Raw genomic sequence first — 18,729 nt, forward strand, 5'->3', positions numbered from 1 at the left:
TTATCTAGCCCTCACTTCAATGGTCCTGGTGGCCGCATCAGGGCTACCGGTACCGCAACTGCCCTGACTGATGAGAACGTAAACCGTATCGTTGCTGCCGTTTCCCTGAATATCTGCGACCAATATTTCGCAACTGACTTGAGCCTCGCATCCGGCCAGGCCTGGAGAAGTAAATGCCAGCGGGCTTTGAACCGCACCACAGCTGTCGCTTTCTAGAGCATCCCGCAATCCTACCTGAGCACCACTTTCCGCTGCATAAAACGCCCTCTGGGACTGAATTTGAAGGCTCACGGATTGTCCCGTGCTGTCCTGAATTTGCGCTATGCCAACCACGATCAATGCCAATACCGTGATAACGAAGATTGCCACCGGCAAGCCAGCGCCTTGCTGCAAATGGAGCATATGGTTAGGGTACATTTCGGATCTGTACCTCTTGGTCGACTGTAGTGGTTTCTCCCGTAGTGGGATCGTTCAACTCAAAGGCAAAACGAACCACTGCGCCTCGCTGCAGTGAGGGTGGAACGAATGAGAATCGAACGGAATTTGACGTGATGTTAGCCGCAACCACCTCTCGGTTAGGGTAAGAGGACGGTAGGCCGGTCGCAATCGCGCTATTGATTCCGTAGTTGCGGTACCGGTACAAAAAACTACCGTCCTGACAGACGGTTACCGGCTCATCGACTATAAAGAACCGGCGCTGCGGCGAACCTCCGTTAAAACGGTGTGGGGAGTCGAGATCTACCGTTACCAAAGGCGACCCAGTCGGCATGGTCGCATTGCCAGAAATGGGACCCGGGTTGCTTGGGTTATAGAGATTGCCAGAGTAACCGTATACCACCACGCGGCCTTCCGCCGTAGTCCCCCCGGGCAAAGGCACGGCTTGGAAACTGTCCGGATTGGCTCCGTTCGGCAGGTCTCGGTAAACCGAGGCTGCCTGTATAGGAAACCACTCCAGACAACGGTTATCGCCCGACACCCGAATAGAAGTCGGCAGGGCCTCCCGAATCTCCCGACTTATCTGCTCGGAAATTACTACGCCTTTGAGAGCCCTCTGCTGTCGAGAACTGACATCAATAGCTCCCTGAGTGGACAGGCTCACAAACCTCACAGACACCGTCGCGACGATCCCCAACAGGACGATCACCATGATCAGTTCAATCAGCGTGAAGCCGCGCGCCCGCGTCATCAGAAATTCGCCCGATAGGCAGACATAATGAAGCTCTGATCACCCGGCGCCTGAATATTTAGTTCGATGCGCTTCGCTTGTGAGGTAGGTAACCCAACGTCCGCCCCAGCACAAGCAACCGTCACGAAAACCGAAAACCCGCTATAACCATTCAGCACTGATTCGGCGCTGCGGGGTGGCGAATCAGTTAATCCGTTGTAGTCATCAACGTCGTTAAAATTACCGCGATTTTCGCCCGCTTCTGCACCGATGTTGCAGCTGCCGCTGTACTTCGGCGTGCCACCCTGAGGCGTGTTGTTGTCGTATTTCTTGGTGAGAATTTCGTCCATGTACAGCTGTGCCAGTTCGACCACCCGAGTTTGATTAAGAGGGTCGGCACTGCGTCCGGCGACCAGTGAGAATGCCCCCACTACTCCCGCAATAGCCACGCTAATGATCACGATGGTGATGACCAGCTCCACCAGGGTTGCGCCACGCTGCTCGCTCACTAGGCTCACTGGCAAGCTCCGGCATAGACCGCACCGCGAGAACTCAGGCAGGTTTGAAAAGTAGACTCGCCAGAAAATGTAAGGCTGAGATTAGCGCCGGACGTAGGCACACCATTGGCATTAAAGGTCAATGTCAGGGGCAAACCACCAGCAACCGACAGAGAGGTCCCGGCTCGGGATAACTCGAAAACTCTGGGGTTAGTAGTAGCTGGACCGACTGTGAAGCGGAAAATATCGGGTGTCTGCTCAATGGCGAGAGCACTGGCTGGGTTCCCTGCCAACGCTGCCTGTTGAGCGAGCAGCGTTGCAGAGGCCAGTTGCTGGTTTGCCAAAAAAGGAGAAAAGGCAGAGCGACTAGCTAACAGTCCAACCCCAAGGGTTGAGAGCACTCCAATGAGCACCAAAACCATCACGAGTTCCACGAGAGTAAAACCGGGTGATCGCTGGCGCTCCATTTGATTCAGCTCCCCCTTTCTTGAGCTTAACCATTAACAGCTAACGTCGGAGACTACTGGCGCTCCACCAGATGCCGCTTCAGTGTAGGAAAAACTGCATGCTCCCTGAGCAAAGTCAGCTACACCGTCACTTGTATCACCGCCATTTCCATATTCAGAAGATAGCTGGGCTGCATCTGCAATAGCTGCCGCAGAAGCATACCCATTGGCGATCACAATCTCCTCATTTTCGAGAGTTACAACGGTATCACCTGATGCATTGGTCGTGGCCTGCCCTGCCAAAAATGCTGATCGCACGATAGCGGACGCCGATTTTACCGCGCCCTGGGCGCCGGCCACCGACGCTCGCTCTGCATCACCACTCAAATCTGCAAACCGTGGCAAAGCAAACGCCGCCAAAATCCCTAGAATCACAATCACCATCACCAGCTCAATGAGGGTGAAACCTTTCTCTTTCTTCGATTGAATTGCTGCCATAGCGTTCATGGTACTGCTCCGTCTTTCAGTGTTGAGTGCGTTAAATCAGTTTATGGTTGTTGTGATTTCGCCTGTGTTGGCGTCGTATTCGATGTTGCTTCCCTGCCCGTCCAACTGGTAGGTGAATACACAATCACCAGCCGCGACGGTTATCAGGTAATCCGGGTTATTGGCGGGCACCGCCGATACAGTCGGCGCATTTGATTGCAACAGGCCTGCCCAGATTTCCTGACATTTTGTAGCATCCATGGTGGCACTGGTGTCGTCTGAGGCAACCGACGTGGCCCAGCCATCAGCGCTTACGTCCACCAATCCGTTACCAAAACCTTGGACATCTGTTTGAGCAGTGGTGAATCCATTGGATACCCACTGGGTCTTTGCCAGCGCGACACCGGCAGCCAAAGCCCCCGATGTCGCCCGGATGCTGGATTGGTGCGCCTGCTCTGAAAGCTGTGCAAAACGAGGCAGAGCAAACGCTGCCAGAATCGCGAGGATGGCGATTACCACCACCAGTTCAATGAGCGTGAAGCCACTGTGTTTTTTTATTAATTGTGCCTGCATCCTGATGCTCCATCGCACTGTTTTCTGAATATCAGCGTTGCACTTGCAACACTGGCTCACCGGTGTCCGGTTTAACCATCTCTAGTGACAAACCGCTGGCTCGCTCCTCAGAGTTCCTGCTGGCATCTCTTGGAAGGCCAACGTGTTCAAGTGCCACACGCCACGCAGCCGGAGCAGAAGGACCAAACTGTCGCCCTAATAGGGTTATCGGCCGATTCGGTCGATAAATCAACCACCCTTTGGGGTGATTTATTGTTTCTTTTTGTACACTTACCCAAAAACACCAGTGTCCTGGCAGTGGATAGCTACCTTCACAGCGCCCCAGATAGCGGCCCCATTGCTGCTTCAGCCACTCAAACGGATTGCCGCCAGCCCTCTCGTCAAAGCCCTGCGGACGCTCAAGCATTGCCTCTGCGCTCTTAATCAGAACTGCGGCCCTGAGCTGGCTAAGCACACTGTCGACGGCGATCTGCTCCACCTTGCCGGCCCTGCGGTCGAGGGCTCCAAGCACCCACCACCACAAGAGCGCCATAACGATCAGGGCAACCACAAGCCGGAACCGTCGACGGATGGCCTGATCAGTTGCAGCGTCAGCGGCCCTCACCAATCCTAGCCCCGCCCCATCGCAGCGGCTCCCAGGTCCCAGATCGGCAAAAATACGCCCAGCGCAAGGATCAGCACCAGCACGCCCATGGCCACGATGAGGATCGGCTCGATGGATTCCGCCAGCCGCTTCAGCCCGTAATCCACGTCTTCGTCGTAAAAATCGGCGACGTTGTTGAGCATGTCATCCACGGAGCCTGTTTCTTCCCCCACGGCAATCATCTGCAGGATCAGGGGCGTGAACATGCCACTTTGGCGAGCGGTACGCAACAGGCTTTCGCCGCGTTCGATCCCCATCCGCATCTCTTTGATGTGCTTGGATATCCAGGCATTGTCGGTGGCGTCCGCCACGACGGTCAGCGCGGTGGTTACCGGCATGCCCGCCGCCAGCATGGACGCAAAATTACGCGCAAACCGGCTTAAGGTTATGAGCTCCAGCAGCGGCCCGATGATGGGCATTCGCAGCTTACACCGGTCCCAGGTCAACTCGCCCTGCTCGGTGCGCCTCCACTGTCTTAGCAGCAGGCCGCCAGCGGCCACCGCAAACAGCATCACGTACCAGTAGCCAATCAGAAAATTCGAGGTGCCTACCAACACCTGGGTCAGGAACGGCAGATCTGCGCCCAGTTTGTTGAACACCGAGGCGAACTTGGGGATAACCAGAAAATTCACTACCATCAGCGCGGCCAGCAAGGCGACCACCACAAATGTGGGATAACGCAGAGCCTGCTTGAGCCGGCGTTTGGTGTCCCGTTCCAGCTCCAGGATCTCCGACAACCGCTTGAAGGCATCGTCCAGCATGCCGGTGTTTTCACCGACGTGAATCATGGAGATGAACAACTCCGAAAATACCTCCGGGTGCGCCTGCATGGCCGTCGCCATGGTGGTGCCGCCCTCAAGCCGTGAGGTTACGTCTCCCAGTACTTCCGCCAGCACCGGTGACCGGGTGGTATCTGCCAGCCCCCGCATGGTACGGATGAGTGGTATACCGGCTTTGGTGAGGGCATACATCTGACGGCAAAAAACGATCAGCTCATCCAGAGTCACCTTCTTCCGGAACAGCGGCACGTTGTTCAGCCGGTCGACCAAGGACGCTTGCTCTTGTTGCTCGCGAATGGTGAGCGGGGTAATGCCCCGACGCATCAATTCCGAGGCCGCGGCATCCGCATTGGCGGCCACCAGCGACCCCTGCTGCAGAATTCCCCGATCGTCCTTGCCCCGGTAGCTGAACTGCATCAGGCAGTGCTCCCCTCAGGCTCACCCAAGAGCGGCACTTCAGCGGTGTCTTCAAAGTCACTTTCCGAGGTTGCCGCCACGCGGGCCACCTCTTCCAAGGTGGTTACCCCTTGCAGCGCGTAATCCATGGCGCAGTGGCCAAGCGGACGGTAAAGCTCGCCCTGGCGAGCCGCCCGGGTGAACCCCGAAACGTCCTGGCGCCGCAAGGCGTCAAGCATGCTTTCGTTCATTTCCAGCAACTCATAGACGCCGACACGGCCTTTATAGCCGGTATTGCTGCACTGATAACATCCGCGCCCATGAACAAAACCGGCCTCCCGATCCAGGGGGTCGAGATCAAAGCTATCCAGCCAGATCTGTTCCTGATCGGTGGGCTGATAGGTCTCGGAACAGTTCTCACAGATCCGCCGCACCAGGCGCTGGGCAACCACGCCCAGCAGCGAGCTGGCGACCAGGAACGGTTGCGCCCCCATATCAATCAGGCGCATGGCGCTGCTGATGGAGTCGTTGGTGTGCAGGGTGGAGAGCACCAGGTGACCGGTCATGGCGGCCCGGAGCCCGATGTCCACCGTTTCCTGGTCACGCATCTCGCCCACCAGAATCACATCGGGATCCTGACGCAGCGCAGAACGCAGAACGCCGGCAAATTCCAAGCCGATTTTCGGGTTCACCTGCACCTGGGTAATTCGCGGCAACCGGTATTCCACCGGGTCTTCGGCAGTGATGATCTTTACTTCCGGCCGGTTCAGTTCACTCAGAGCGCCGTACAGGGTGGTGGTCTTGCCGCTACCGGTTGGCCCGGTCACCAGAATCATGCCGTGGGGCTTGTGGATCATGCGCCGGAACCGCTCCATCAGCTCCGCCGGCATGCCGGTGGCATCCAGGTTCAGCATGCCCTGGCTCTGATCCAGCAGTCGCATCACCACCGATTCTCCATACTGGACCGGCATGGTGGAGATCCGCACGTCGATGCTTCGTCCTTTCACCCGAATATTGAATCGGCCATCCTGGGGCAGTCGCTTTTCCGAGATGTTAAGCCCGGCCATCAGTTTCAGACGCAGGACCAGCGCGGCGTTGACGCGCTTTTCCTTCATCACCTGCTCCTGGAGGACGCCATCGACCCGCTGACGAATCCGAACCACGGTTTCATCGGGCTCGATATGAATATCGGAACTGCGGGCCTGCACCGCATCTTCGAACAACGTTTGCAGCAGCTTAACCACTGGCGCTTCGGTGCTTTCGGACTCAGCGGACAAGTCGGCCAGGTCAAAAGCATCATCGCCCAGCTCGTCTTCCAGCTCTTCCGCCAGCGAGGCAATTTCCTCGGTACGACGGTAAACCAGATCGATGGTACTGAGCAGTTCACTCTCCCGCACCACCGCCTGCCTGATTGGCTGTTTGAGAATTCGAACCAGCTCGTCGTAGGCGAAAATGTCGAGGGGATCGGCCATGCCAACCAGCAGGTCGCCACTCTGCTCCGCCAGCACAATGCTGCGGAAACGTCGTGCCATGGCTTCCGGCAGTTTTTTCACTAGCTCATTATCGAATTGATAGTGCCGCAGCTGAACAAAGGGAACCTCAAGCTGCCGGGACAGGATGTTGAGCAGGTTATCTTCATCCACGTAGCCCAAATCAATCAGGGTACGGCCAAGCTTGCGCCCGGTATTCTTCTGTTCCCGCAGGGCCGTCATCAGCTGCTGTTCAGTGATGACATCGTTCTGGACCAGCAGGTCACCTATGCGGATTTTTTTCTTGTGCTCCGTCATCTCTATCCTGCCTGCAATAGTGTCATACGGTTACGAACATAGTCCGCCAGCGACTGCGACAAACCAGGTAGCTGGGCCGCCTGCGTGTACGCCTTCAAGGCACCAGCAGTCTGGCCCCCGGCTTCAAGGGCTATAGCAAGACCGACCCACCAGGTTGGCTGGCTGTCGTCTACGGCAATCAATGCTGACCAGTGCCGTGCCGCTTCAACGTTCTCGCCGGCTTGCTGCGTCAGGGTGGCCAGCGTAATCCGGTACTCAATGTTGTCAGCCACCGGCGGAACATCCTGGGACAGGGTAGTCACGGCTTCATTCAAGCGGCCCATCGACAGTAATGCCCGGGCTCTCAGTAAACGTAACTCAGGGTAGCCCTGGGCTTCCTCGCCGGAGACCCAGGGCAGCGCCCACCCTGGAGAATCCTGCAGCAACATGGCCCGAGCGTAGACGCCTCGACTCACCGGTGCCACCTGATTAGAGGCCACGTCCGCCAGCATCTGTTCAGCCGCTCTCGATTCACCCGCTCGCAGCAACCGGGCAATTTCCCGGCTCACCCGCAGATCGATGGTCTCCGCAGTCTCGCGAACCTGTTTGACCGCCGGCGCCCGACCCTGAGCCTGAGCCTCTGCAGATTCGAGCTCGGGCTTCGGCGTCGCTTCAGCCGGCTGTGAGGCTACCTTGGCAGGTTCCTGAGGCTGGCGCTTTGTCTCAATTTTATTGGATGGCGCACGTGGCTGTGGCACTGGCTGCGTTAACACCGGCGCAGTGTCGGCAATTTCAGCCTCGGTTTGTGGCTCTGGCGAGGTAGCGTCGGGCTCGGGCTCGGGCGCGTGGCCCGATTCAGATTCTGCTGTCGACGCAGGGTCGCTCGGCTGCTCCGTCACTTCCGGTACGGCCGCCGGGGCTGGTGCTGCCGTGCGTTCTGTCACCTGGATCTCGGCTACCGGTGTACGGAAGAAATAGCCATACACAACGACGACCACAAGAATAACCAGCAACACCGCCATAACCGGAACCAACCAGCGACGAGCGGCCGGCTGCCGATTTACCTGGCCAGTGTAGGCGGTCGAAACCTCCGGGCGGCCCTGGCGCTGTTCGGCGGCTCGCAGAGCATCATTGAGCAGACTCATAGCCACCTCGCCAACAAACCGGGATACCGGACGCTTTCCGTGTCACGAATCGCCCGGGCCACGTGCCGACGATTCACCTGCCGATCACCCACGCCCCAAGCGGACAGCATGGCCTTATGCGCCAGTATGTTCACCAACCTGGGAATGCCTCCGGATGAGCGGGTAATCAGACGCAACGCCGCAGCCGAGAACAGGTCACCACCGTTATAGCCCGCCTGAGACACGCGGTGGCGCAGGTACTGGGCCACCGACTGTCGATCCAGCGGGGCTAGCCGGTAGTGGAAAGTAATGCGCTGGCGCAACTGGCGCAGGCTGTCTTTCTGCAGCAGGGCATCCAGCTCGGGTTGCCCGAACAGAACGATTTGCAGCAGCCGTACGCTCTCGGTCTCAAGATTGGTCAGCAGCCGAAGGGCCTCAATGGTGGCCTCCGGCATGGCCTGGGCTTCGTCTATGACCAGTACCACCTGTTTCTGTCCCATCGCCAGGCCAATCAGCTTTTCATTCAGGGCTTTCAGGATCTGATGAGTGTTGGCACAGGCCGAGACATCCACTCCCAACTCCTCAGCGACCGCTTCGTACAGGGTATCGGGGTCCAAGTGCGGATTCGGGATGTAGGCGGTATGAGCTTTCTGTTCCAGCTCATTCAGCAGCATTCGGCACAGCAGGGTTTTGCCGGTGCCAACTTCGCCGGTGATCTTGATAAAACCTTCGCGCTCGCTCAACGCCACCAACAGCAATTCCAGCGCGTCACTATGGCTTGGCGCCCGCAAAAAATAGCGGGTGTTGGGCGTCAATGCGAACGGTGCTTCCTGCAGTCCGAAATGGGCTTCGTACATGCTAGCGACGGGCTTTCTCCGGTTCTGGGGTAACAGATTTCGACGATTGCAGCAGCTCGCGGAGCACATTCATACGCTCACGGCTGGCCGCAATGTCCGCGGTAACTCGAGCAGGTTCTGAAACAACCGGGCGCAGCAGGATAACCAGTTCGCTTTTGCGGGACTGGAACCGGCGCTGCTTGAACAGCTCACCCACGACAGGAATGTCGCTGAAGAACGGCACCGCCGAGTTGGTGTCTTCACTGCTGTTCTGGATAAGGCCGCCAATGACCACGATTTGGCCGCTCTCGGCGCGGATTACACTGTCGGTTTCCCGCACGGTGCTGATTGCCAATGGCAAGGTAACATCGCGCTCACCAATGGTGATCACTTTGTTCTGGTCATCCACTTCGCTCACCGAGGGGTGAACGTGCAGGGTGATGCTGCCGGATTCGGAAATCTGCGGCGTGACATCCAGGGAAATACCAGAGAAGAACGGCGTCAGCTCTACCGAAGTGGAAGTGCTGTCGGCCCCGGTCACGGCGGAGTTGTCATCATCAAAGTCGATATCGGTGACGAAGAACTCGTCGGTGCCGACCTTGATCACCGCTTTCTGGTTATTGACCGTGGAGATCCTTGGGCTGGAGAGAATCTGCACATTGCCCTGCTCACCCAGCAACTCGATGAGTGCGGTGAAGTCTCCGGCGCGAACGCTCGCCGAGAACAGGCCACCGATGTCTGAAGTCCGGATAACCTGCCCGCTCAACGCCTGGGCAGTAAAATCTTCGGGCAGGCCATCGGAGGCGGTAACACTGGAAGCGCTTTGCAAGTCAGACCAGTTGATGCCCTGCTGGTAGCCCTCGTTGAGAATGATCTCGAGGATCTTCGCCTCAAGCACCACCTGGCGCTGCATGATCAGTTCAGTACGGCGAAGGTATTCTTCCACCAGCCGCAAATCGTCGGCACCGGCACGAACCATCACCAGGCCGGCTCCGGGATTAACGATCACCTGGCTATCGTCGTCACGACCGATAATCATGCTCAAAGCCTGATCAATGTCGGACCAGAAGTCCGATTCCGTTGCCGTGGAGATGGTGGTACCCACCAGGTTACGAGTCTCGTTGCCGCCGTTATCGCCGACACCGTTGGAGGCATTTCCGTTACCGCTTTGCGTTCCGCTCACCTGACCGGAGCTGACACGGGTTTCTGAGCCACCTTTGCGTTTGAAGTGCAGGTAGTCGATCGGGAACATCCGGGTTTGAATCCGGTCGCCATTCACTTTGTACAACCGACCACTGCGCTGAATATCCAGGCCGTAGAGGTCGGCAGCAATGTCCATGACCTCGGGTACCGTCACATCCCGCAGTCGCAGATCAATGACCGCTTCGACCCCCGGATAAACCACCACGTTGTAACGGGTGCCATCTACCAGGGATTCGAAGAAACTGCCTGCCGGAATGCCGCTGGCATTCACATCAAACCGCTCGTCCAGATCCTGGCCCTGAGACAAGGGCGGCAACAGAGCCGCACTGACCTCGGCGGGCAGAGCTGCGGCCTTGTTGTCGGCGACATCCGCGGCTACCGACTGCCGCTCGGCCTCAGCCAGACTGCGCTGAATGTCATCGGCTACATCGGTCGACGTCGCGTTGGAGGTGCGCATGAGCGGATTGTTACTGCACGCCGTCAGGGTCGCTGCGATCAGCAGGACAGCCATTGGTCTCATCGAAGTCATGATTTTCCGTTCATTGGTCATTGGGTTCTGCGTACCTGCGGTAGCTTGTCGAGATACAGCGTGCGAGCGCGCCCACGGTCGATTACCTCAACCCGATCCCGATGGATTCTGCGCACACGGATGCCATCGAAAGACTGGCCCTCGGCGCGGGGCTCGCCATTAATAACGGCAACCCGACGCTCCGCGCCTACCAGAATAGACTGCAGGGCAAGGTCGGCCAGGGGCGCGGATTTTGCCGGTGCGTCATTAAAGCCAGGTGGCCGGGTTGGATCCTGGAGTGCAGAGGCAGGCGCCGCCAATCCAAAGCCGCAACCTAACAGCATCAGGGCTAACCACAGCCGACTGCCCACGTTCGATCGAATCATGTCACACCCCCAACCAGGCTGGCTCAAGACTGAGTGTCCGAACCCGGATAATGGCCTCACCCGCTGGCCAGTTTTCGGCATCGTATTCGAACACCACCCAACCAAGCCGGTTATCCAGGCCCTCGAGACGTTTGAGGTACGCCAGTACGTCCAGGTAGCTGCCCAGAATGCTGAGCTCCACATCATGAGCGTACAGCAGCGGGCCACCTTGCTTTTCCCGTTCGGCGGCTGTCGCCTTCGCATCTGCCCCTTCGGCCCCTGGGCCGTAAACCGGCGTCGGCGTCTTTAATTCGAATGTCTGAAGTTCCAACGATGCCTGCGCCGCCAGCATGTCTTTAAGCAGAGACACCATCGCCCTGGGCGCAATCAGTTTGCCGGTGGTGTCGGCAATCTGGCGATCCAGCCGGGCCAATCGCTTCTGCCGTGCGTCGAGTTGGTCTCTCAATGTCTCGGACGGGTCCGAGGCCAGCTGATTGGTCAGGCCCTGCTGCTGAGCCAACAGGCTGTCCCTGCTGGCAGCTAAAGTGCCAAGGCGGGATTCAAGCCGGTCCTGCTGGTTCATGGCCGGGGTAATGGCAAGCTCCCAGCCGATAAACAGCACCAACACCAGCAGGGTGACGGTGATCAGTACCCGTTCCCGTATCGGCCGCTCGTTGAACAAATCGGCACCGGTTTGCAAAGAATCGCGCCAGGAAGTCGCCATCAGTTGTTCTCCCCTGCCCGTTCCGTGGCCACGTGAAATTCGATCCACCGGCCCTCTTCGGGCCGCGTCAGCCGAAAGGCACCAAATGTCTGGCCGGTAAAGACTGGCTCGTTTCCAAGATTCTCGAGATAGGTTGGCACCAACGCTCCCGAACGCGCCCGACCTTCGATAGTCACCAGCGACGGCTGGGCATCGAGCCGGATGCCGGTCAACCAGACATCCTTCGGGATTTGCCGGGCCAGCGCCGCCATTTGTGGCGAGAACCGTCCGCCATCATTCAGGATCAGGCCTTCCACTCTCTCGAGCAGTTTTTGACGACGGGCCAGAGTTTCGGTAACTCGATCCAGCGCGTCCTGGATTTCTGGTGCGGGTTGCCGGGCACTGACACTCTCTGACAGTTGGACCACATTCTGCTCCAGAGTTTGTGTCTGCGACTCCAGCGCGCTTACCCGCGCTTCAAGTTCGCTGTTCTGATAGCGGATAACCGCTAAACCAACTCCAAGCGCAACCACCAAAACGGCCACCAGAGCTACCAGGGCGCCGGCCTGCAGGATTTCCTTCCGGGGCCTTAGCTCCTGGGTGTACAAATTCACCTGCTGGGTCATGACAGCACCCCCGATTGTTTCGAGAGACTGACACTCCAGGCAGGAAGACAGCGGCTATCAACCGGCCGCTCAACCCCCAGCGCCGCCCAGTCGAGCATTTCAACACCGGCCGCGACGTAGGAAGACACCATGGACGCCAGGGGCAGCGCACTGTCGCGAGCCACCAGCCTGATCATCGCCGGCGGCACCTGCCCCAACTGACTTTCGTAATAATCCAGGGATCGCTGCATTTCCAGCGCCAGCGACTGCACCGCGTTTTCCTGGCGGCCAGCGTCGCGCAGATCTTCTGCGGCGACATCAAGACGACGGGACAAGTACAGGGTGTCTTCGCGGCACACCACCATCTGGCCATAACTTTCCCGCAGGTGGACCAGTGCAGCACCACGCTGGTTGTTATCCAGTTGGCTAACCAGGTTGCGCAGCGCAAGCTCGGCAATATCCACGCACTCCAGGTGCAGGCCAGAGCCATTCACCAGGGCAACCAGTTCGCTGACCAGGGACTTTCGCGCGGCAACCACATTGACCAATTCTCCGCGGCCGCGGGAGGCATCTTCAGGGAAAGGAAAAACATCGGAGACCGCATCGGTCGGACTAAAATCCAGCAGGTCTTTCAGCTTCCATCGCAGGGCGTCACTCAACTCGGATTCGTCGATGCCATCCGGGCGATCCATCTGGAACACCTGGTACTGGTCCAGCGGCAACACCAGGGTAGTGTTCGCGCCGGTCCAGCCGCGCTTACCAACCAGGCCCTGTAACACCTGTGCCCGCTTGGCCGGCCGACAATCTTCGAAACCAAATCCAGGAATAGCCGTGCCAGAAGCTTCAGCCCAGGCAATGCCGTCAGGTCGAATTTCAAGACCGACGCGCAGGTGGCCATTGGTGCCACTGAATTTATCGGTGATCTTTTTAAGAATGGAGCGTTTTTTCATGGAGGTCTTTCAGGTAGATGCTGGGCCACACGCCGACCCTAATTTATTATTTTTCTGGGAGTAATAGCACTGCTTGTTACATTAAATGACATCATAAATTAGAAACCGAACCTAACTCCACGTTTATGGTGCAATTTCACGTGTTTTTGCACCTCTTTAACAAAAAGGCCTCCGTAAACGGAGGCCTCTACAACCCTTCTTAGAAGGGGATGTCGTCATCAAAGTCGTCCACCGGCTCAGGCATGCTTCCCTGAGAAGGCTGGTTATAGCCACCCGACTGCTGCTGTGGCGGCGGGTTGTTGTTCTGCTGTGGCGCCGGCGCGTTGTAATTGGACTGCTGCGGACGCCCCGCGGGTGCACCCTGGTTCATGCCGCCTTCACCGCGGCTGTCCAGCATCTGCATCTGGCCATTGATGTCCACCACCACTTCTGTGGTGTAAACATCCTGACCTTCTTTGTTCTGCCACTTGCGGGTTTGCAGCTTGCCTTCGATGTAGACCTTGGAACCTTTGCGCAGGTACTGGCCGGCCACTTCGGCCACTTTTCCGAACAGCACAATACGGTGCCACTCGGTTTTTGGCACCATTTGGCCGGTCTGACGATCCTTGTAGCTCTCGTCAGTGGCAAGGTTCAGGTTGACCACCGCATTGCCGTTCGGGGTATAACGGGTATCAGGATCCTGACCAAGGTTCCCGATTAGAATGACTTTGTTTACGCCTCGTGCCATGTTCCGCTCCTGACTCTGTTTTCAGGGACGACCCGCGCTCCTTGCAGGTCTCCAAATTTCAAGATTTGCTACCGTGCCGAACAAAGGAAAAGTCCGCCAGTAACGCTTCATCAAAGTGCCGCCGATCCACCTTAAGGTAGGCGGTTGCAGCACCCTCAACAATGACCACATCCTGGACACCGGGAAGCCGGCGCAGGCTGTCGTCGATTTCGTCATACTCACCAGCTACAGCCTGCTGCAACTGTAACACGAAACTGGAGGTGTATCCCGGCGATGGCATGGTCAGGGCAACCAGGAACCAGATCCCCAGAACTGCGACCATAAACCAGAGCACGCCGTTGAGCCCGAACTGCTCCAGCAGCACACCACCCAGAGCCCCACCCAGAAAGGCGCCCATAAACTGAGAGGTGGAATAGACCCCCATCGCAGTGCCCTTGCTGGCCGCCGGCGCCTCCTTACTGATCAGCGACGGCAAACTTGCCTCCAGCAGGTTGAATGCCATAAAGAAGAAAAACAGCAAGCCCCACGCCGCCGCCAATCCTACCGCGACACTGGCCAGGCCCGCGGTCGCCAGCATCAGCAGAGCGATGGCACCGCAAAGCACCGGCTTCATCTTGCGCTTCTTTTCACCAATGATGATGAACGGCACCATGGCGAAGAATGACGTCACCATCACACTGAGGTAAAACCACCAGTGGGAGCGACTGGCCAGCCCCAGGCTGTCCTGAAGGATAGAGGGAAACGCGAGGAACAGAGCTGTCAGCACCAGGTGAAGCGCGAATATCCCAAAATCCAGACGCAGCAGACGGCGATCCGACAGTACTTTGCCCAGCATCTCCCGGGCCGGGTGAGTATCGGCACTGATTCGATGCTGATGCGGCGTTGGCACCACCCGATGGACCACCACAAGGGCGATAGCCGCAAGTGCAGCGGTGACATAGAAAATGCCCGACAGCCCCCAGACCGAACCGATCAAAGGCCCCAACACCAGCGACACCGAAAACGACAAACCGATCGAAATCCCGACCGTCGCCATCGCCTTGGTTCGCTCTTCTTCCCGGGTAAGGTCACTCAGCAGCGCCATCAGCACACTGGCAATCGCTCCGGCGCCTTGAAGAATCCGACCAGCGATCACAACGTATATGGAGTCGGTGGAAGCGGCCAGCAGACTACCTGCGGCGAACAGCACCAGCCCGATGTAGATCATTCGCTTGCGGCCAACCCGATCGGACAGCATGCCGAAGGGAATCTGTAGCAGTGCCTGGCTCAAGCCATAGGCGCCAATGGCAAAACCCAGCAGCGCCGGGGTGGCGCCATCCAGATCATTACCCAGCAACATGAACACAGGCATGACCATAAACAGGCCGAGCATCCGCATTGCATAGACAGACGCCAGGGCTGAAACCGATCGTTTTTCCAGCGCGTTCATTGAAGCACTACCTCAGCTGGGGTTGAGAAGCAGATGGCCGCAAAAGCGGCAGGCCTTCGCAGGCGGCGCATTGTATCAGAAGGTAGCCGATCACGGCACAGCCACCCGGTCGGCCAAACATCCGGTTTCTTCGCCGCAGCCACTCGAACGCGGTATAATTTTCGTTTTTATTTGAGCGAGGTACTATGGACCACATCCAGATCAAAGGGGCACGCACCCACAACCTGAAGAATATCGACCTCGATATGCCTCGGGACAAACTGATTGTGGTCACCGGCCTGTCCGGCTCCGGCAAATCATCCCTGGCCTTCGATACCCTTTACGCCGAGGGTCAGCGCCGGTACGTGGAATCCCTGTCGACCTACGCACGCCAATTTCTTTCGATGATGGAAAAGCCCGACGTCGACCACATCGAGGGCCTGTCGCCGGCGATTTCCATTGAACAGAAATCGACATCGCACAACCCCCGCTCAACCGTCGGTACCATCACCGAAATCTACGATTATCTCCGTCTGCTGTTTGCCCGCGCCGGAGAGCCGCGCTGCCCGGACCATGACCAGCCATTAGAAGCCCAAACCATCAGCCAGATGGTGGACCAGGTATTGGCCATGCCCGAAGACAGCAAGCTGATGATCTTGGCGCCCGTGATTCGAGATCGCAAAGGCGAACACCAGCAGGTCATCGATACCATGAAGAGCCAGGGCTTTATCCGCCTGCGCGTCGACGGCACCGTGTACGACATCGACGACATCCCGGCCCTGGACAAGAAGCGCAAACACCAGATTGATGTGGTGGTTGATCGGTTCAAGGTTAAACCCGGCCTGGAACAGCGCTTGGCAGAAAGTTTCGAGACCACCCTGGAACTGGCCGATGGCATTGCGCTGGTGGCGCCCATGACTGGCGAAGGTGAAGAACACACCTTTTCGGCGCGGTACGCGTGTACGCAGTGCGGTTATTCCCTCAGCGAACTCGAACCACGGATCTTTTCATTCAACAATCCTGCCGGCGCCTGCCCTACCTGCGACGGCCTGGGCGTTAAGCAGTTCTTTGATCCGGAAAAGATCATCCAACACCCCGAAGCCACTCTGGCCGCCGGTGCCATCAAAGGCTGGGATCGCCGGGCCGTTTACTATTTCCAGATGCTCGGCAGTGTTGCCGACCATTACGGCATGGACCTGGAAACGCCCTGGATCGAACTGCCCTCAGAGTTCCAGGACGTTCTCCTGAACGGCTCTGGCACCGAGGACATCCCCTTCCGGTACGTGAACTCCCGTGGTCACATCATGGAAAAGGCGCACCCGTTTGAAGGCATTCTGCCCAACCTTGAGCGCCGCTACCGGGAAACCGAATCCCAGAGCATGCGCGAAGAACTGGCCCGCAACCTGAGCACCCAGCCCTGCAAGGCCTGCCATGGATCACGGTTGCGTCGCAGTGCCCGCCACGTGTTTATCGAAAAACGGAACCTGCCCGAGGTAACCCGGCTGCCGGTCGGCGAGGCCCATCATTACTTTGAGCACCTGGCCCTGCCCGGCCGCAAGGGTGAGATCGCAGAAAAGATCCTGAAAGAAGTGCGCCAGCGCCTCCAGTTCCTGGTCAATGTTGGTTTGGAATACCTGACCCTGGAGCGAAGCGCCGATACCCTCTCGGGCGGCGAGGCCCAGCGTATCCGCCTGGCCAGCCAGATTGGTGCCGGCCTGGTCGGTGTCATGTACATTCTGGACGAACCGTCCATTGGCCTGCATCAGCGCGACAATGATCGCCTGCTTGCCACGCTTACCCATCTTCGGGATCTCGGCAACACGGTGATCGTAGTCGAGCACGACGAAGACGCCATTCGGGCCGCCGATCACGTCATTGATATCGGTCCCGGCGCCGGCATCCACGGCGGCAAGATCATTGCCCAAGGCACGCCACAGCAGATTATCGACCACCCCGACTCGCTGACCGGGCAATACCTGAATGGCACGCGCGAGATTGCGGTGCCCAAGACCCGCAACAAAGGCAACGGCAAATCGCTCACCTTGACCGGTGCCACAGGCAACAACCTCCAGGATGTCACGTTGAACCTGCCACTGGGCATCATGACCTGCGTTACCGGTGTCTCCGGTTCTGGCAAGTCGACCCTGATCAACAGCACCCTGTATCCGGTCTCGGCCGCCAAACTGAACAAGGCCACCAGCCTAAGCCACGCGCCCTACCGATCACTCAAGGGCCTGGACCATTTGGACAAGGTCATTGATATTGACCAGAGCCCAATAGGCCGAACACCGCGCTCCAATCCGGCCACCTACACCGGACTGTTCACCCCCATTCGTGAGCTGTTCGCCGGCACCCAGGAGGCTCGCTCCCGGGGCTATAAGCCGGGGCGCTTCTCGTTCAACGTCAAAGGGGGGCGGTGTGAGGCCTGCCAGGGCGACGGTGTCATCAAGGTGGAGATGCACTTCCTGCCGGACGTGTATGTGCCCTGCGATGTCTGCAAAGGCAAGCGCTATAACCGGGAAACCCTGGAAGTTCGGTACAAGGGCAAAAACATTCACGAAGTCCTGGAGATGACCGTCGAGGAAGGCCGGGAATTTTTCGATGCGGTGCCCTTTCTGGCCCGCAAACTTCAGACCCTGATGGATGTCGGCCTCTCGTACATTCGCTTGGGCCAGAGCGCCGTCACCCTCTCCGGCGGTGAAGCCCAGCGGGTCAAACTCGCAAAAGAACTGTCCAAGCGAGACACTGGCCAGACCCTATACATTCTGGACGAACCAACCACCGGCCTGCACTTCTATGACATCCAGCAATTGCTGCACGTTCTGGAACGCCTGCGCGACCACGGCAATACCATTGTAGTGATCGAGCACAACCTGGACGTCATCAAGACGGCAGACTGGATTATCGACCTGGGACCGGAGGGCGGCTCTGGTGGCGGCCAGATCATCGCCGAAGGTACACCGGAAGACGTGGCGGAGAATCCCGACTCACACACCGGCAAGTACCTCAAATCCATGCTGAGCAAGTAACCGGCGGGCGGGTAAAGCCCGCCCACCAGCCAGACACAAAAAAACCGGGAACCTTTCGGAACCCGGTTTTTTTTATTGGCCGAAGCCGAGGAACTTACTCCTCGCCTTCGTCCACTTCTTCCGCTTCGATATCCAGCGGACGACCGACCAGTTCAACAAATGCCATCGGGGCATTGTCACCAGCACGGAAACCGCACTTCAGGATACGAAGGTAACCACCCGGACGCTCGTTGTAACGAGGGCCAAGCTCATCAAACAGCTTGGCTACCGCTGCATCGTCACGCAGGCGAGAAAACGCCAGACGACGATTCGCGACCGAATCATTCTTTGAAAGCGTGATCAAAGGCTCAGCTACTCGACGAAGCTCTTTGGCTTTCGGCAGCGTTGTTTTGATCAGCTCGTGTTCAACCAGTGACGCAGTCATGTTACGGAACATGGCCTTGCGATGCGCACTGGTCCTACTGAACTTACGACCACTCTTACGATGACGCATTGCTCTTATTCCTTACCTTAAACTAAT

General features: G+C 57.9%; 19 protein-coding genes. 1 reads left to right on the forward strand and 18 read right to left on the reverse strand.

All coding sequences use genetic code 11. The features are described from left to right. The 17 genes from FGO67_RS16355 to FGO67_RS16435 form a co-directional block, all read right to left on the reverse strand. Window positions 1–417, reverse strand: coding sequence for a hypothetical protein (locus tag FGO67_RS16355; protein ID WP_203301745.1), 417 nt, complete (start codon window positions 415–417; stop codon window positions 1–3). Next, window positions 407–1,186, reverse strand: a complete 780-nt coding sequence (locus tag FGO67_RS16360) for a type II secretion system protein (protein WP_203301746.1) — start codon at window positions 1,184–1,186, stop codon at window positions 407–409. Before FGO67_RS16360 ends, FGO67_RS16355 begins: the two co-directional genes overlap by 11 nt. Beyond that, window positions 1,186–1,683: a prepilin-type N-terminal cleavage/methylation domain-containing protein gene (locus FGO67_RS16365; protein ID WP_338039588.1), complete on the reverse strand. Its 498-nt coding sequence runs from the start codon at window positions 1,681–1,683 to the stop codon at window positions 1,186–1,188. Before FGO67_RS16365 ends, FGO67_RS16360 begins: the two co-directional genes overlap by 1 nt. After that, on the reverse strand, window positions 1,680–2,129 hold the full coding sequence (locus tag FGO67_RS16370; RefSeq protein WP_203301747.1) for a prepilin-type N-terminal cleavage/methylation domain-containing protein: 450 nt from the start codon (window positions 2,127–2,129) through the stop codon (window positions 1,680–1,682). The genes FGO67_RS16365 and FGO67_RS16370 overlap by 4 nt, the downstream gene beginning before the upstream one ends. 33 nt (window positions 2,130–2,162) lie before the next feature. Beyond that, on the reverse strand, window positions 2,163–2,615 hold the full coding sequence (locus tag FGO67_RS17260) for a type II secretion system protein (protein WP_203301748.1): 453 nt from the start codon (window positions 2,613–2,615) through the stop codon (window positions 2,163–2,165). A gap of 36 nt (window positions 2,616–2,651) precedes the next feature. Continuing rightward, window positions 2,652–3,167, reverse strand: a complete 516-nt coding sequence (locus FGO67_RS16380; protein WP_238942529.1) for a prepilin-type N-terminal cleavage/methylation domain-containing protein — start codon at window positions 3,165–3,167, stop codon at window positions 2,652–2,654. A gap of 609 nt (window positions 3,168–3,776) precedes the next feature. Continuing rightward, window positions 3,777–5,006 carry a type II secretion system F family protein gene (locus tag FGO67_RS16385; RefSeq protein ID WP_203301749.1) on the reverse strand — a complete coding sequence of 410 codons (1,230 nt, stop codon included), beginning with the start codon at window positions 5,004–5,006 and terminating at the stop codon, window positions 3,777–3,779. Beyond that, entirely contained in the window at window positions 5,006–6,772 is a 1,767-nt protein-coding gene (locus tag FGO67_RS16390; RefSeq protein WP_203301750.1) for a GspE/PulE family protein, read from the reverse strand. The genes FGO67_RS16385 and FGO67_RS16390 overlap by 1 nt, the downstream gene beginning before the upstream one ends. Window positions 6,773–6,774: 2 nt before the next feature. Beyond that, window positions 6,775–7,896: a superantigen-like protein SSL4 gene (locus FGO67_RS16395; protein ID WP_203301751.1), complete on the reverse strand. Its 1,122-nt coding sequence runs from the start codon at window positions 7,894–7,896 to the stop codon at window positions 6,775–6,777. Further along, entirely contained in the window at window positions 7,893–8,732 is an 840-nt protein-coding gene (locus FGO67_RS16400; RefSeq protein WP_203301752.1) for an ExeA family protein, read from the reverse strand. Before FGO67_RS16400 ends, FGO67_RS16395 begins: the two co-directional genes overlap by 4 nt. A gap of 1 nt (window position 8,733) precedes the next feature. Continuing rightward, a complete protein-coding gene (gene mshL / locus FGO67_RS16405; protein WP_203301753.1) occupies window positions 8,734–10,443 on the reverse strand; it encodes a pilus (MSHA type) biogenesis protein MshL in 1,710 nt (569 codons plus the stop codon). A gap of 17 nt (window positions 10,444–10,460) precedes the next feature. Then, complete coding sequence (locus FGO67_RS16410) at window positions 10,461–10,808, reverse strand: hypothetical protein (protein WP_238942530.1); 348 nt, start codon at window positions 10,806–10,808, stop codon at window positions 10,461–10,463. Between the two features lies 1 nt (window position 10,809). After that, the gene (locus FGO67_RS16415; protein ID WP_203301754.1) at window positions 10,810–11,511 is read right to left on the reverse strand and encodes an MSHA biogenesis protein MshJ; all 702 of its coding nucleotides are present in this window, start codon (window positions 11,509–11,511) and stop codon (window positions 10,810–10,812) included. Next, entirely contained in the window at window positions 11,511–12,116 is a 606-nt protein-coding gene (locus FGO67_RS16420; RefSeq protein WP_203301755.1) for a PilN domain-containing protein, read from the reverse strand. Before FGO67_RS16420 ends, FGO67_RS16415 begins: the two co-directional genes overlap by 1 nt. Continuing rightward, on the reverse strand, window positions 12,113–13,045 hold the full coding sequence (locus FGO67_RS16425; protein ID WP_238942531.1) for a type IV pilus biogenesis protein PilM: 933 nt from the start codon (window positions 13,043–13,045) through the stop codon (window positions 12,113–12,115). The genes FGO67_RS16420 and FGO67_RS16425 overlap by 4 nt, the downstream gene beginning before the upstream one ends. Before the next feature lie 199 nt (window positions 13,046–13,244). Further along, window positions 13,245–13,772, reverse strand: a complete 528-nt coding sequence (gene ssb / locus FGO67_RS16430; protein WP_203301756.1) for a single-stranded DNA-binding protein — start codon at window positions 13,770–13,772, stop codon at window positions 13,245–13,247. 58 nt (window positions 13,773–13,830) lie between these two features. Next, window positions 13,831–15,201 (reverse strand): MFS transporter, encoded by a 1,371-nt coding sequence (locus tag FGO67_RS16435; RefSeq protein ID WP_203301757.1) that lies wholly within the window; start codon window positions 15,199–15,201, stop codon window positions 13,831–13,833. Window positions 15,202–15,386: 185 nt separating this feature from the next. On the opposite strand from FGO67_RS16435, the gene uvrA reads away from it, so the two are divergent. After that, window positions 15,387–18,209: an excinuclease ABC subunit UvrA gene (gene uvrA / locus FGO67_RS16440; protein WP_203301758.1), complete on the forward strand. Its 2,823-nt coding sequence runs from the start codon at window positions 15,387–15,389 to the stop codon at window positions 18,207–18,209. A gap of 94 nt (window positions 18,210–18,303) precedes the next feature. On the opposite strand, the gene rplQ is transcribed toward uvrA, so the two are convergent. Continuing rightward, window positions 18,304–18,702 (reverse strand): 50S ribosomal protein L17, encoded by a 399-nt coding sequence (rplQ, locus tag FGO67_RS16445; protein ID WP_041341481.1) that lies wholly within the window; start codon window positions 18,700–18,702, stop codon window positions 18,304–18,306. Window positions 18,703–18,729 lie beyond the last annotated feature (27 nt).

This window comes from Marinobacter sediminum, from assembly GCF_016820575.1.
GTDB lineage: Bacteria > Pseudomonadota > Gammaproteobacteria > Pseudomonadales > Oleiphilaceae > Marinobacter > Marinobacter sediminum.

Bases quoted from the DNA above. Each gene is read 5' to 3' on its own strand.
- mshL (WP_203301753.1), bottom strand. From the start codon at position 10,443: ATGACTTCGATGAGACCAATGGCTGTCCTGCTGATCGCAGCGACCCTG.
- FGO67_RS16385 (WP_203301749.1), bottom strand. From the start codon at position 5,006: ATGCAGTTCAGCTACCGGGGCAAGGACGATCGGGGAATTCTGCAGCAG.
- FGO67_RS16390 (WP_203301750.1), bottom strand. From the start codon at position 6,772: ATGACGGAGCACAAGAAAAAAATCCGCATAGGTGACCTGCTGGTCCAG.
- uvrA (WP_203301758.1), top strand. From the start codon at position 15,387: ATGGACCACATCCAGATCAAAGGGGCACGCACCCACAACCTGAAGAAT.
- FGO67_RS16420 (WP_203301755.1), bottom strand. From the start codon at position 12,116: ATGACCCAGCAGGTGAATTTGTACACCCAGGAGCTAAGGCCCCGGAAG.
- FGO67_RS16360 (WP_203301746.1), bottom strand. From the start codon at position 1,186: ATGACGCGGGCGCGCGGCTTCACGCTGATTGAACTGATCATGGTGATC.
- FGO67_RS17260 (WP_203301748.1), bottom strand. From the start codon at position 2,615: ATGAACGCTATGGCAGCAATTCAATCGAAGAAAGAGAAAGGTTTCACC.
- FGO67_RS16425 (WP_238942531.1), bottom strand. From the start codon at position 13,045: ATGAAAAAACGCTCCATTCTTAAAAAGATCACCGATAAATTCAGTGGC.
- ssb (WP_203301756.1), bottom strand. From the start codon at position 13,772: ATGGCACGAGGCGTAAACAAAGTCATTCTAATCGGGAACCTTGGTCAG.
- FGO67_RS16415 (WP_203301754.1), bottom strand. From the start codon at position 11,511: ATGGCGACTTCCTGGCGCGATTCTTTGCAAACCGGTGCCGATTTGTTC.
- FGO67_RS16380 (WP_238942529.1), bottom strand. From the start codon at position 3,167: ATGCAGGCACAATTAATAAAAAAACACAGTGGCTTCACGCTCATTGAA.
- FGO67_RS16395 (WP_203301751.1), bottom strand. From the start codon at position 7,896: ATGAGTCTGCTCAATGATGCTCTGCGAGCCGCCGAACAGCGCCAGGGC.
- FGO67_RS16355 (WP_203301745.1), bottom strand. From the start codon at position 417: ATGTACCCTAACCATATGCTCCATTTGCAGCAAGGCGCTGGCTTGCCG.
- rplQ (WP_041341481.1), bottom strand. From the start codon at position 18,702: ATGCGTCATCGTAAGAGTGGTCGTAAGTTCAGTAGGACCAGTGCGCAT.
- FGO67_RS16410 (WP_238942530.1), bottom strand. From the start codon at position 10,808: ATGATTCGATCGAACGTGGGCAGTCGGCTGTGGTTAGCCCTGATGCTG.
- FGO67_RS16400 (WP_203301752.1), bottom strand. From the start codon at position 8,732: ATGTACGAAGCCCATTTCGGACTGCAGGAAGCACCGTTCGCATTGACG.
- FGO67_RS16370 (WP_203301747.1), bottom strand. From the start codon at position 2,129: ATGGAGCGCCAGCGATCACCCGGTTTTACTCTCGTGGAACTCGTGATG.
- FGO67_RS16435 (WP_203301757.1), bottom strand. From the start codon at position 15,201: ATGAACGCGCTGGAAAAACGATCGGTTTCAGCCCTGGCGTCTGTCTAT.